Source organism: Nocardia neocaledoniensis (genome assembly GCF_003182135.1).
Lineage (GTDB): Bacteria > Actinomycetota > Actinomycetes > Mycobacteriales > Mycobacteriaceae > Nocardia > Nocardia neocaledoniensis.
In genome coordinates this window covers 539,241-551,390 of the sequence record NZ_QGTL01000001.1, presented here as the reverse complement: position 1 = coordinate 551,390, position 12,150 = coordinate 539,241, and the positions used below count along the sequence as shown (strand labels likewise).

Below are 12,150 nucleotides of genomic sequence, written 5' to 3'. Positions count from 1 at the left end.
CGGCCCACGACGGGGAACGTGGACGATGCGGCCGAGGGAACTGTGGAGCGGGAGAAGTGAACCGCCGCGCGGGGGAGGAACGCGGCGTAGGATGGCTCGGCGCCGATGAAACCTGGTTGTGCGCAGGCGGATTGGGCGCCGCACGGTGTGGCGGGGTGTGGGGACGGGGTGTTTCACCCGTGGATGGGGTGGGCATTCCGGGACAGGGCCGCGTGCGGCCGCCGGACGACGGGGAGGTGGACCCTGGACGCGTTGTGGACGTTCGTGGTGAACCGGCGGGAACAGTTGCTGGTCGATTCGTATCTGCACGTGTCGGCCGTGGTGCAGTCGCTGGTGCTGGCCACGCTCATCGCGGTCCTCGTCGGCGTGCTGGTGTACCGGAGCCCGCTCGGGTCCGCCGCCGCGACCGCCACCGCGGGTGCCATCCTCACGGTCCCGTCGTTCGCGCTGCTCGGTCTGCTGATCCCGTTCCTGGGGCTCGGTGTCGGGCCGACGATCGTGGCGCTGGTGCTCTACGCCCTGCTGCCGATCCTGCGCAACACGGTGCTCGGGCTCTCCGCCGTCGACCCGGCTGTCGTCGACGCGGCGCGCGGCGTCGGGATGAACCGGCTGCGGTTGCTCACCGCCGTCGAGCTGCCGCTGGCCTGGCCCTCGATCCTGGCAGGCATGCGGGTCAGCACCCAGATGATCATGGGCATCCTGGCCCTGGCGGCCTACGCGAAAGGCCCCGGGCTCGGAAACCTGATCTTCTCGGGGCTCTCGCGCCTCGGCAGTCCCAACGCGGTGCCGCAGGCACTCACCGGCACCGTCCTCATCGTCGTGCTCGCACTCGCGCTCGACGGCGTCTTGCTTCTGCTCGGACGGCTCACCATCTCGAGGGGAATCCGTGACTGACACCGAAACCACCATCGCGAGCGGGACCGGCGCGGTCTCCGGCGTCGAGATCGTCCTGGACCGCGTCACCAAACGCTATCCGGAACAAGCAGATCCGGCGGTCGACGAGGTCTCCCTGACCATCCCCGCCGGCGAGATCGTCGTCCTGGTCGGTCCCTCGGGCTGCGGCAAGACCACCACGATGCGGATGATCAACCGGCTGATCGAGCCGACGTCGGGCACCGTCACCATCGGTGGACGCGACGCCGCCTCGATCGACGCCGACGACCTGCGCCGTGGCATCGGCTACTCCATCCAGCAGGCCGGGTTGTTCCCGCACCTGACCGTGGCCAAGAACATCGCCACGGTGCCCGGGCTGCTCGGCTGGGATCGTCGGCGCACCACCGCCCGTGTCGACGAGATGCTCGAGCTGGTCGGACTCGACCCGGGCGTGTACCGGAACCGCTACCCGCGCCAGCTCTCCGGCGGTCAGCAGCAGCGCGTCGGCGTCGCGCGCGCGTTGGCCGCCGACCCGCCGGTGCTGCTGATGGACGAACCGTTCGGCGCCGTCGACCCGATCACCCGCGCGCTGCTGCAGGACGAATTGCTGCGCCTGCAGGGCGAACTCGGCAAGACCATCGTCTTCGTCACCCACGACTTCGGCGAAGCCGTCAAACTCGGCGACCGGATCGCCGTCCTCGGCGACCGCTCCCGCATCCTGCAATACGACACCCCGGCCGCGATCCTGGCCGCGCCCGCCGACGACACCGTCGCCGGCTTCGTCGGCGCCACCGCCACCATCGACCGGCTCGGCCTCGCCGTCCTGGCCGACCTCGAGCTGGCCCAGGGCGTCGCCGTCGAGGCGGACACCGCCCCGGCCGAGCTGGCCGCGACCCTACGCGCGAGCGAGCACGACTGGGCCGTCGTCCTCGACGAGCACCGCCGCCCGCTGCGCCGCGTCACCGAAGCCGAACTCGCCCACGCGGATTCGCTCCACGATCGCGGCACCCCGATCAGCGCGACGGTACCCGCCGACGCGACACTGCAGGACGCCCTCGCGATCCTGCTCACCGAACGCACGGCGTCCGCCCTCGTCGTCGACGGCGGCGGCGCCTACGCGGGACTGGTCACGACCGACACATTGATCCAGCACCTCGCGGCCGCGAGCACCACCGAAACGGCGTCGGCATGACGGCCGCGACCGCTCAGCCGAAGCCGCTCGTTGACCGCCCCGCCGCCGTCGCCGCACCGGCGGCCCAGCGCCGCGCCGAATTCCTGCGCCTGCTGGTGCAGCCGGTGATCGTGCTGATCCTCACCGTCGGCGTGCTGGTGTGGGCGTTCCGGCGCGACCTCACGCTCACCCAGCAGGCCAGCGTGAACCCGGGCAACATCGCCACCGTCACCTGGCAGCACGTGCTGATCACCGCGGCCGTGGTGCTGATCGTGGTCGCCGTGGCGGTGCCGCTGGGCACGCTGCTCACCCGGCCCCGATTCCGCCGTCTCGCCCCGATCTTCGTCGGCATCGCCAATATCGGGGCCTCGGCGCCCGCCATCGGCCTGATCGTGCTGTGCTACCTGATCACCCGGACCACTGGCTTCTGGGTGGGGGTGGCGCCCATCGCCTTCTGCTCGCTGCTGCCGGTGCTGCGCAACACGATCCTCGGCTATCAGGAAGTGGATCCCGCGCTCGTCGACGCCGGGCGCGGGCAGGGCATGTCGGCGGCACAGGTCCTGCGGCGCATCGAGTTCCCCCTCGCCGTGCCCTACATCCTGGCCGGTTTGCGCACCGCGCTGGTGCTGGCGGTCGGCACCGCGACACTGTCGTTCCTGGTGAGCGCGGGCGGGCTCGGCATCCTGATCGACACCGGCTACAAACTGCGCGACACCGTGACGCTCACGCTGGGCGCGGTGCTCGCCGTCGCGCTGGCGCTGTTCGTCGACTGGCTCGGCGCGCTGGCCGAACAGTTCCTCGGACCGAGGGGGTTGCGGTGAGGATCACCCGATGGGTACGCGGGCTGGTCCCGGTAATCGGTGTCGTGCTACTGGCGAGTTGTGGCCTGCAGTCCGGTGGTTCGGTGCCGCTGCCGGTGGGGCCAGGCAGCATCCGGCCGGTCCCCGAACTCGACGGCGTCGCGGTGACGGTGGGCTCCAAGGACTTCACCGAGGCCAACATCCACGGCTACCTGATCGAATTCGCCCTCACCGCCGCCGGCGCGAACGTGCGCGACCTGACCAACATCCAGGGCTCCAACAGCCTGCGGGACGCCCAGCTGCTCGGCCAGGTCGACATCGCCTACGACTACACCGGCACCGGCTGGATCAACTACCTGGGCAACGAGACACCCGAACCGGACGAGCGCCGCCAGTTCGAACTCGTGCGCGACGCCGACCTCGCCCAGCACAACATGGTGTGGACGGCCATGGCGCCGATGAACAACACCTACGCCCTCGTCACCAGCCGTCGCACCGCCGAGGAGACCGGGGTTCGCACCCTCTCGGACTACGCGGCGCTGATCGCGAAGGATCCCGCCATGGCCGCCACCTGTGTGGGGACCGAGTTCAACGTGCGCCAGGACGGCTACCCGGGGATGGCCCGCAAATACGGTATCGACGTGCCCAGGGTCCAGAAGCAGATCGTCCAGGATGCGCTGGTCTACCAGGCCACGGCCGACGCGAATCAGTGCCGCTTCGGCTCGGTCGCGGCCACCGACGGGCGCATCCCCGCCCTCGACCTGGTATTGCTGGTCGACGATCGCGGCTTCTTCCCGAAGTACAACGCCGCGGTGGTGATGCACGGCGACTTCGCCGCCGCGCATCCGCAGGTCGCCCAGATCATGGCGCCGATCTCGGCGCGCCTGACCAACGAGGTGATCACCGAACTCAACCGCCAGGTCGACATCGAGGGCCGCGAACCCGCCGACGTCGCCCGCGACTGGATGGTCGCCGAGGGGCTCGTCACCCCGGGCTGAGGGACTCCACGCCCGGGGCCGGTGGCCGAACTGTGACCGCCGCACCGTCGAGCGCGGCGGCACCGCAGGGCCATGATGGACAGCGGTGGCCGGGACCGGCCGCCGCTGGCGCGGAGCGGTACGGGGGATCCGCTTCCCGAACGGGAGGAGACGCATGGCCAACGAATTCCGCAAGGTGACGGTCCTCGGCACGGGAGTGCTCGGTTCCCAGATCGCCTTCCAGACCGCGTTCCACGGGTTCGACGTCACCGCCTACGACATCGACGACGAGGCCCTCACGGCCGCCAGGAAACGCTTCGACGGCCTGGCCCAGGTGTATCAGCAGGACGTGGACGGCGCCGACGCGGACAACACGGCGGCGACCACGGCCGGGATCACCCTCACCGCCGATCTCGCGACCGCCGCGGCCGAGGCCGACCTGATCATCGAGGCCGTCCCGGAGGTCCTCGAGATCAAACGCGACCTCTACGAGAAGCTCGGCACGCTCGCCCCCGAGCGGACCGTGTTCGCCACCAACTCCTCGACGCTGCTGCCCAGCGACATCGCCGACTACACCGGACGGCCCGATCGCTTCCTGGCGCTGCACTTCGCCAACCACGTGTGGAAGTTCAACACGGCGGAGGTGATGGGCACCGAGCGGACCGATCCGGCGGTGTTCACTGCGGTGGCGGCGTTCGCGAAAGCCATCGGCATGGTGCCGATCGAACTGCACAAGGAGAAGGCGGGGTACGTCCTCAACTCGCTGCTGGTGCCGTTCCTCAACTCCGGCATCGAACTCGCCGCGGGCGGCTACGCTGAACCGGCTGCGGTCGACGAGACCTGGCGCATCGCGACCGGCGCGCCGATGGGTCCGTTCCAGATCCTCGACATCGTCGGGTTGACCACCCCGTACAACATCCTGATCAACGGCAGCGACGCCCACAAGAAACTCGCCGCCTGGCTCAAGGAGAACTACATCGACAAGGGCAAGCTCGGCGCTGCCACCGGGGAGGGGTTCTACACCTACCCGAAGTAGCCCGGCGCGGACACGACAGTGGCCCGGTCCGTGCGGACCGGGCCACTGTTCGCTTCGTGCTACTTCTTGCCGATGTCGACGCCGGGCGCTGCGTCGGTGACGATCGAATCGGCGGCCAGGACGGCGCCGCCCTTCTTGCGCCGCGACCGCAGCCGCTTCTCCAACGTGGTGGCCAGGAAGGTCAGCGCGATGTTGAGCGAGATCATGATCAGCGCGACAACCATCAGCGCGGGGATCGTGTTCTGCTGCGACGCGCCCTCCTGCTGCGCCGAACGAACCAGCTCCACATAGGTGATCTGGTAGCCGAGCGCGGTGTCCTTGAGGACGACCACCATCTGCGAGACCAGCGCGGGCAACATCGCCGTGACGGCCTGCGGCAGCAGGATCAGCCGCATCAGCTGCGACTTGCGCAGACCCAGCGCCACCGCGGCCTCGGTCTGCCCCTTGGGCAGCGAGCGGATACCCGCCCGGACGATCTCCGCGATGACCGAGGCGTTGTAGATGATCAGCGCGATGACCACGGCCGCCAGGGCCAGATCATCGGAGCGGAACACCTTGTAGTCGCCGAACACCGCGAACAGGAAGATCATCAGGATCAGCACCGGGATCGCACGCGCCAGTTCGACGATCGCGCCCGCGGTCCAGCGCACCCACCGGTGATCCGACAGCCGCAGGATGCCGAAGATCATGCCGAAGATCAGCGCGCCGACGATCGAGATCGCCGCCGCCGTCAACGTGCCCTGCAGACCGGGCAGCAGATAGGTCTCCCAGACACCCGAGTCCAGGAACGGTTCCCATTTGGCCGCGGTGAACTGGCCCTTCTCGTCGAACGCGTCGAACAGCACCCAGCCGAAGGCGACCAGCGCGAGCAGGACCAGCACCGAGTAGATGCCGTGCCTGACCCGGGCCTTGGGGCCGGGCGCGTCGAAGAGAACCGAAGCGCTCGCACTCATCGGGCCACCTCGTATCGCTTGGCCAGCCAGCCGAAGAACAAGCCGGTCGGCAGGGTGAGAATGACGAAGCCGAGCGCGAAGATCGCACCGATCGCGAGCACCGCGGCCTCGTTCTCGTTCATCGTGCTCATCAACAGGGCGGCCTCGCCGACACCGATCGCCGAGGCGATCGTGGAGTTCTTCGTCAGCGCGATCAGGACGCTGCCCAGCGGCGCGATGACCGCGCGGAACGCCTGCGGCAGCACCACCAGGCGCAGGTTCTGGGCGAACCCGAAGCCCAGCGAGCGCCCGGCCTCGGACTGGCCCAGCGGCACGGTGTTGATGCCCGAGCGCAGCGATTCGCAGACGAAGGCCGCGGTGTAGACGCTGAGGCCGACGATCGCCCAGCGGTAGTTGTTGTCCGCCAGCGAATCACCGGCCAGCTTCCAGCCGAGCGTGGTGTAGAGGCCCAGCGAGCAGAACACGATGATCAGGGTCAGCGGGGTGTTGCGGAAGATCGACACGTAGGCGGTGCCGATCCAGCGGGCCACCGGAATCGGGGACACGCGCATGGCCGCGACGAGGGTGCCGATGACCAGGGCGCCGATCGCCGAGAAGAACGTCAGCTTGATGGTCACCCAGAAGGCGTCGAGGATTTCGGAGTCATACCTCGAGATCAGGTCGAACACGGACGCGCGTCCTCCGATCGATGTGAAAGGGCAAGCGGGAGTTCACCGCCGCGGTGGCTTCCGGGCCACCGCGGCGGTGTCGATCAGTAGCGGTCGACGGTCGGCGGCTGCGGGATCGCGAAACCGGTTCCGGCGAAGGACTTCTCCAGCGCCGCCTTCCAGGCGCCGTCGGCGATCATCGCCTCGATCGCGTCGTTGATCTTGCCCCGGCCCTCCGAATCGCCCTTCTTCAGGCCGATGCCGTAGTTCTCGGTGGTGAAGGTCTTGTTCACCAGCTTGTAGGTGCCCGGCGCCTGCGCGGCGTAACCGGCCAGGATCACGTTGTCGGTGGTGACCGCGTCGATCGCGCCGCCACGCAGCGCCTCGATGCACAGCGAGTACGTGTCGTAGGTCTGCAGTTGCGCCTGCGGGTAGTTCTTCTGGATGTTCTGGGCCGGGGTGGAACCCTTCACCGAGCACACCTTCTTGCCCGCCAGCGAGTCCGGGCCGGTGATGTCGGTGTTGTCGGCCCGCACCAGCAGGTCCTGACCCGCGACGTAGTACGGACCGGCGAAATCGACCTTCTGCTTACGCGAATCGGTGATCGAGTAGGTGGCGACGATGAAGTCGACCTGACCGTTCTCGATCAGCGTCTCGCGCTGGCCCGAGGGCGCTTCCTTGAATTCGATGTTCTCCGGCTTGACGCCCAGCTTCTCGGCGACGTACTTGGAGACCTCGACATCGAGGCCGCTGTAGGTGCCGTCGGTGTTGCGCAGGCCGAGACCGGGCTGGTCGAACTTGATGCCGACGGTCAGCTTGCCTTCCTTGGCGTGGTCGAGCACCGAGCCCTCGTCGCCGCCGCCGCAAGCGGTGAGCGTGGCCGCCAATGCCAGTGCCGCGGCGCCGATTCCGACCCGCATCGCACGATTGATCCTCATCGAGTGTCCTTCTCCTGGTGATGGTGTGAGTGGGCTCAGTGACTGAGAATTTTGCCGAGGAAGTCCTTGGCGCGGTCCGAGGTGGGCGCGGTGAAGAAGGTCTCCGGCGCGGTGTCCTCGACGACCTCACCGTCGGCCATGAACAACACCCGGTCACCCGCCCGGCGGGCGAAGCCCATCTCGTGGGTGACGACGAGCATGGTCATGCCCTCCTTGGCCAGGGAGACCATCACTTCGAGCACCTCGTTGACCATCTCCGGGTCCAGCGCCGAGGTCGGCTCGTCGAACAGCATCACCTTGGGGTCCATCGCCAGCGAGCGGGCGATGGCGACACGCTGCTGCTGGCCACCGGACAGCTGCGCGGGGTACTTGTCGGCCTGGTTGGCGATGCCGACGCGGTCGAGCAGGGCGAGGGCCTTCTTGCGCGCCTCGTCCTTCTTGACGCCGCGCACCTTCAGCGGCGCGAGCATCACGTTCTCGAGAATCGTCTTGTGCGCGAAGAGATTGAACGACTGGAACACCATGCCCACCTCGGCACGCAGCGCGGCCAGCGCCTTGCCCTCGGCGGGCAGCGCGACGCCGTCGATGGCGATGTCACCGGAGTCGATCGGTTCGAGTCTGTTGATGGTGCGGCACAGCGTGGACTTCCCCGAGCCCGAGGGGCCGAGGACGATCACGACCTGCCCGCGGGGCACGTCCAGGTTGATGTCGCGCAGAACGTGGAGCTCACCGAAGTGTTTGTCCACGTTGCGCATCGAGATCATCGGCGGCGCGCCGGCAGTGGCTGCGGCGTCGGCCTTCCCGGTCGCGGGTGCGGCGTCGTCGGTCATGGTCAGAAACCTTAGGCGTTCTTCGGAGATTTGCCCCGCTTTCCGTGACTCGCCGTCGCGGCACGCCGAGATGACACCCGCCGGTAACCTGGGCGCCGCTTGCTTGCCGCGCAGGCCACAGCGGTGCGACGGTGACCGCGCCGCAGGCCCGTGCGCTGGTGGCCGTACCCTGTACGGGTGGATTCGAACGGACAGGACGCGACGGAGCGCACGGTGACCCAGGCGCGCAGTTACGAGGTCCGCACCTTCGGCTGCCAGATGAACGTGCACGATTCCGAGCGCTTGTCCGGCCTGCTCGAGGACGCGGGCTATGTGAAGGCCGACCCCGACCAGACCCCCGATCTGGTGGTCTTCAACACCTGCGCGGTGCGCGAGAACGCCGACAACAAGCTCTACGGCACCCTCGGTCACCTGGCTCCGGTCAAGCAGGGCCGCCCCGGCATGCAGATCGCCGTCGGCGGCTGCCTGGCGCAGAAGGACCGCGAGACGGTCGTGCGCAAGGCACCGTGGGTCGACGTGGTGTTCGGCACCCACAACATCGGCTCGCTGCCGGTGCTGCTGGAGCGGGCCAGGCACAACGAACAGGCCCAGGTCGAGATCCTCGAGTCGCTCGAGGCCTTCCCGTCGACGCTGCCCGCCAAGCGCGAATCGGCCTACGCGGGCTGGGTGTCGATCTCGGTGGGCTGCAACAACACCTGCACCTTCTGCATCGTGCCCGCCCTGCGCGGCAAGGAGGTCGACCGCCGCCCCGGTGATGTGCTCGCCGAGGTGCAGGCGCTCGTCGACCAGGGCGTGCTCGAGGTGACGCTGCTCGGCCAGAACGTGAACTCCTACGGCGTGAACTTCGTCGACCCCGACCAGCCGCGCGATCGCGGCGCCTTCGCTCAGCTGCTGCGAGCGGCGGGGCGGATCGAGGGACTCGAACGCGTGCGCTTCACGTCCCCGCATCCGGCCGAGTTCACCGACGACGTCATCGAGGCGATGGCGCAGACCCCCAATGTCTGCCCGCAGCTGCACATGCCGTTGCAGTCCGGCTCGGACCGCGTGCTCAAGGCGATGCGCCGCTCCTACCGCAAGGAGCGCTTCCTCGGCATCATCGACAAGGTGCGGGCCGCCATGCCGCACGCCTCGATCACCACCGACATCATCGTCGGCTTCCCCGGCGAGACCGAGGAGGACTTCCAGGAGACGCTGGACGTGGTGCGCCGGGCGCGCTTCACCAGCGCCTACACCTTCCAGTACTCCAAGCGGCCCGGCACGCCCGCCGCCGAACTGCCCGATCAGCTGCCCAAGGCGGTCGTGCAGGAGCGCTACGACCGGCTGATCGCCCTGCAGGAGCAGGTGTCGCTGGAGGCGAACCAGGCCCTGATCGGCACCGAGGTCGAACTGCTGGTGGCCGAGGGCGCGGGCAAGAAGAACGCCGCCACCGCCCGGATGAGCGGCCGGGCCCGCGACGGCAGGCTGGTGCACTTCCGGCCCGGCGACGCGGCGGGCATTCGGCCCGGCGACCTCGTCACCGTCGACATCACCGCGGCGGCGCCGCACCACCTCATCGCCGACGGCGTGGTCAAGTCGCACCGGCGCACCAGGGCAGGCGACGCGCACGAACGCGGCGTGACGCCCAAGACCGAACCGATCGGCGTCGGCCTCGGGCTGCCGAAGATCGGCGCGCCGGTCACCGTCGAGCCTGCCGTCAGCGGCTGCTCCACGGGATGCTCGGCGTGAACCCTCCCGCCGAGGAGCCCGAATCTACTACCGGGAGTAGTGGGTCGGACGCGAGCGCGGTTCCCGGTGATGGCACAGTGGAACCCGGCGCGCCCGCGCCCAGCGACGACCAGCCTGCCGACAGGAGTGACAACGCGGTGAACCGGGTGGACGAGGACCAGGAATTCGAACAGTTCCGCGGCGAACTCGACGCGGTGGAACGCCGCATCGCCGGGGAGATCGACCCCGGCGCGCGGGCGCTGGTGGTGGCGGGCGCGGTGTTCGCGCTGCTGATCTCGCTGGTGCTGCCGACCGCGGGCACCGCGCGTGGCTTCGACGTGCTGCTCAACACCGACGCCGCGCGGCTCGAGCACATCGGGCTGCCCTCGCGGATCTTCGTGTGGCTGGTGATCGTCTTCGGTGTCGGCTTCTCGCTGCTCGCCCTGACCACCCGACGCTGGGTGCTGGCCTGGCTGGCCTGCGCGGGTTCGGCCGTCGGCAGCGTCTTCGGCGTGCTCTCGATCTGGCACCGGCAGACCCCCGGCCTGGGCAACTACGAGGGCGCGGGCCCCGGGATCGGCCTGATCCTCGGCACGATCGCGATCATGGTGCTCACCTTCCACTGGGTGCGCGTGGTGTGGAGCCGCACCGCGGTTCAGCTGGCGGCCGAGGAACAGCGCCGCAATGCCGCGCGTGCGGCCGAGGAACGCGACCGCAAGCGCCTGACCGGCGAATAGGTCCCCGAGAACGACGAAACCCCCGACCGGATCGGTCGGGGGTTTCGTGTCTGTCGGCTACCTGTTGCTGACGGCGCCCTCGGCGGCCTCGGCCCATTCCCGCCACTGCTTGGCCTGCTCGAGCGCCTTCTCCGCGTCGCGCTTCTTGCCCGCCGCGGTGGCCTTGGCGGCCTGCTCCTCGAACTGGGCGACCCGCTCCCGGAACTGCGCCGCGCGGGCCACGGCCTCCGGATCGGTGCGCCGCCACTGCTGGTCGGCGGCATCGCGCACGCGCTTCTCGATCGCGCGCAGCTTGCCCTCGAGCTCCTGCATCCGCTCGCGCGGCACCTTGCCGATCGCGTCCCACTTGTCCTGCAGTTCGCGCAGCGCGGCACGCGCGGCGTCGAGCCCGGTAGCCGGGTCGATGTGCTCGTAGGCGCGCAGCAGCTCTTCCTTGGCGGTGGCGTTGTGCTCGAACTCGGCGTCGCGTTCGGACACCGCCGCGTTGCGGGCGGCGAAGAACACGTCCTGCGCGCTCTTGAACCGGCGCCACAGCGCCTCGTCGGCCTCACGCGGGGCGCGTCCGGCGGCCTTCCACTCGGTGAGCAGATCGCGGAACACCGCGGCGGTGCCGGACCAGTCGGTGGAGCCGGACAGCTCCTCGGCGCGCACGCACAGCTCTTCCTTGCGGGTCTTCGCCGAGGCGCGTTCCCGGTCGAGCTCGGCGAAGTGGGCGCCGCGGCGGCGGTTGAACGCCTCACGGGCCTTGGAGTAGCGCTTCCACAGCGCGTCGTCGACCTTGCGATCCACGCCGCGGATGGACTTCCACTCGTCGAGGATCTCGCGCAGCCGATCGCCCGCCGCCTTCCACTGGGTGGACTCGGCGGCGATCTGCTCGGCCTCGGCGGCGAGCGCCTCCTTGCGCTCGGTGTGCTCGTGCCTGGCGCGTTCCTTCTCCTCCTTGGCGTGCGCGGCGGCTTCCTCGGAGTGCTCGGTGATCGCCTGCAGCCGGGCGGCCAGGCCCTCGATGTCGCCGATCACGGCCGCGGTGGGCAACGACTCGGCCAGCGCGAGCGCGGCGGCCTTGGTCTTGCGCGCGTCGGCGCCGGCGGCGAGCCGGGCCTCGAGCAGGGCGACCTCGGTGGCCAGGTCGTCGAAGCGGCGGCCGAAGTGCTGCAGCCCCTCGGCGGCGTCGCCGGCCTGCCAGGATCCGACGACGCGCTCGCCGTCGGCGGTCTTCACCCAGGCGGTGCCGTCCTCGTCGACGCGGCCCCATTTGCTCGGGTCGGTGACGGTCGGCACGACGACGGGGTGCGGGTGCGGTTGGTCGGGGCCCGGCGCCGGTTTCACGGCGTGCGGCTTCGGCGCGCGTGCGGGCTTGCCGCCGGGCTTGGGGGTACCGGACGGTCGCGGGCCCGGACCGGGGGTGGGCTTCGCGGTTCCGTTGCTGTCGGTCATTGCTCTCCGTCCCTGCCGCGCGTCACGGCTGCCTGGTTACGCCCTAG

12 protein-coding genes are annotated in these 12,150 nt (G+C 69.5%); 7 read left to right on the top strand and 5 right to left on the bottom strand.

Going from position 1 to position 12,150, the window contains the following annotated elements:
- The first annotated feature begins 243 nt into the window (after window positions 1-243).
- From DFR69_RS02605 to DFR69_RS02585, 5 genes are all read left to right on the top strand, one after another.
- Window positions 244-894 (top strand): ABC transporter permease, encoded by a 651-nt coding sequence (locus tag DFR69_RS02605; protein WP_110036110.1) that lies wholly within the window; start codon window positions 244-246, stop codon window positions 892-894.
- Window positions 887-2,065 (top strand): ABC transporter ATP-binding protein, encoded by a 1,179-nt coding sequence (locus DFR69_RS02600; RefSeq protein WP_110035755.1) that lies wholly within the window; start codon window positions 887-889, stop codon window positions 2,063-2,065. The genes DFR69_RS02605 and DFR69_RS02600 overlap by 8 nt, the downstream gene beginning before the upstream one ends.
- On the top strand, window positions 2,062-2,865 hold the full coding sequence (locus DFR69_RS02595) for an ABC transporter permease (protein ID WP_186817393.1): 804 nt from the start codon (window positions 2,062-2,064) through the stop codon (window positions 2,863-2,865). Before DFR69_RS02600 ends, DFR69_RS02595 begins: the two co-directional genes overlap by 4 nt.
- On the top strand, window positions 2,862-3,842 hold the full coding sequence (locus DFR69_RS02590) for a glycine betaine ABC transporter substrate-binding protein (RefSeq protein ID WP_110035754.1): 981 nt from the start codon (window positions 2,862-2,864) through the stop codon (window positions 3,840-3,842). Before DFR69_RS02595 ends, DFR69_RS02590 begins: the two co-directional genes overlap by 4 nt.
- Window positions 3,843-3,996: 154 nt before the next feature.
- Window positions 3,997-4,857: a 3-hydroxyacyl-CoA dehydrogenase gene (locus tag DFR69_RS02585; RefSeq protein ID WP_110035753.1), complete on the top strand. Its 861-nt coding sequence runs from the start codon at window positions 3,997-3,999 to the stop codon at window positions 4,855-4,857.
- A 59-nt stretch (window positions 4,858-4,916) separates the two neighbouring features.
- Here DFR69_RS02585 and DFR69_RS02580 read toward each other — a convergent pair whose 3' ends face one another.
- From DFR69_RS02580 to DFR69_RS02565, 4 genes are all read right to left on the bottom strand, one after another.
- Window positions 4,917-5,810: an amino acid ABC transporter permease gene (locus DFR69_RS02580; protein WP_110035752.1), complete on the bottom strand. Its 894-nt coding sequence runs from the start codon at window positions 5,808-5,810 to the stop codon at window positions 4,917-4,919.
- Entirely contained in the window at window positions 5,807-6,478 is a 672-nt protein-coding gene (locus tag DFR69_RS02575; RefSeq protein ID WP_110035751.1) for an amino acid ABC transporter permease, read from the bottom strand. Before DFR69_RS02575 ends, DFR69_RS02580 begins: the two co-directional genes overlap by 4 nt.
- A gap of 83 nt (window positions 6,479-6,561) precedes the next feature.
- Entirely contained in the window at window positions 6,562-7,395 is an 834-nt protein-coding gene (locus DFR69_RS02570; protein ID WP_110035750.1) for a glutamate ABC transporter substrate-binding protein, read from the bottom strand.
- 35 nt (window positions 7,396-7,430) lie between these two features.
- A complete protein-coding gene (locus DFR69_RS02565) occupies window positions 7,431-8,159 on the bottom strand; it encodes an amino acid ABC transporter ATP-binding protein (RefSeq protein WP_110036108.1) in 729 nt (242 codons plus the stop codon).
- A 279-nt stretch (window positions 8,160-8,438) separates the two neighbouring features.
- Here DFR69_RS02565 and miaB point away from each other — a divergent pair, with 279 nt between their 5' ends.
- Both miaB and DFR69_RS02555 read left to right on the top strand, forming a co-directional pair.
- Complete coding sequence (gene miaB, locus DFR69_RS02560) at window positions 8,439-9,950, top strand: tRNA (N6-isopentenyl adenosine(37)-C2)-methylthiotransferase MiaB (protein ID WP_222596495.1); 1,512 nt, start codon at window positions 8,439-8,441, stop codon at window positions 9,948-9,950.
- Window positions 9,951-10,087: 137 nt separating this feature from the next.
- A complete protein-coding gene (locus DFR69_RS02555) occupies window positions 10,088-10,666 on the top strand; it encodes an Rv2732c family membrane protein (RefSeq protein ID WP_110036107.1) in 579 nt (192 codons plus the stop codon).
- A gap of 57 nt (window positions 10,667-10,723) precedes the next feature.
- Here the strand turns inward: DFR69_RS02555 and DFR69_RS02550 are convergent, their stop codons facing one another.
- A complete protein-coding gene (locus DFR69_RS02550) occupies window positions 10,724-12,103 on the bottom strand; it encodes a DUF349 domain-containing protein (protein ID WP_110035748.1) in 1,380 nt (459 codons plus the stop codon).
- Window positions 12,104-12,150 lie beyond the last annotated feature (47 nt).

Coding starts and splice junctions, on each gene's coding strand:
- DFR69_RS02565 (WP_110036108.1), bottom strand. CDS start 8,159: ATGATCTCGATGCGCAACGTGGACAAACACTTCGGTGAGCTCCACGTT.
- DFR69_RS02585 (WP_110035753.1), top strand. CDS start 3,997: ATGGCCAACGAATTCCGCAAGGTGACGGTCCTCGGCACGGGAGTGCTC.
- DFR69_RS02550 (WP_110035748.1), bottom strand. CDS start 12,103: ATGACCGACAGCAACGGAACCGCGAAGCCCACCCCCGGTCCGGGCCCG.
- DFR69_RS02580 (WP_110035752.1), bottom strand. CDS start 5,810: ATGAGTGCGAGCGCTTCGGTTCTCTTCGACGCGCCCGGCCCCAAGGCC.
- DFR69_RS02595 (WP_186817393.1), top strand. CDS start 2,062: ATGACGGCCGCGACCGCTCAGCCGAAGCCGCTCGTTGACCGCCCCGCC.
- DFR69_RS02570 (WP_110035750.1), bottom strand. CDS start 7,395: ATGAGGATCAATCGTGCGATGCGGGTCGGAATCGGCGCCGCGGCACTG.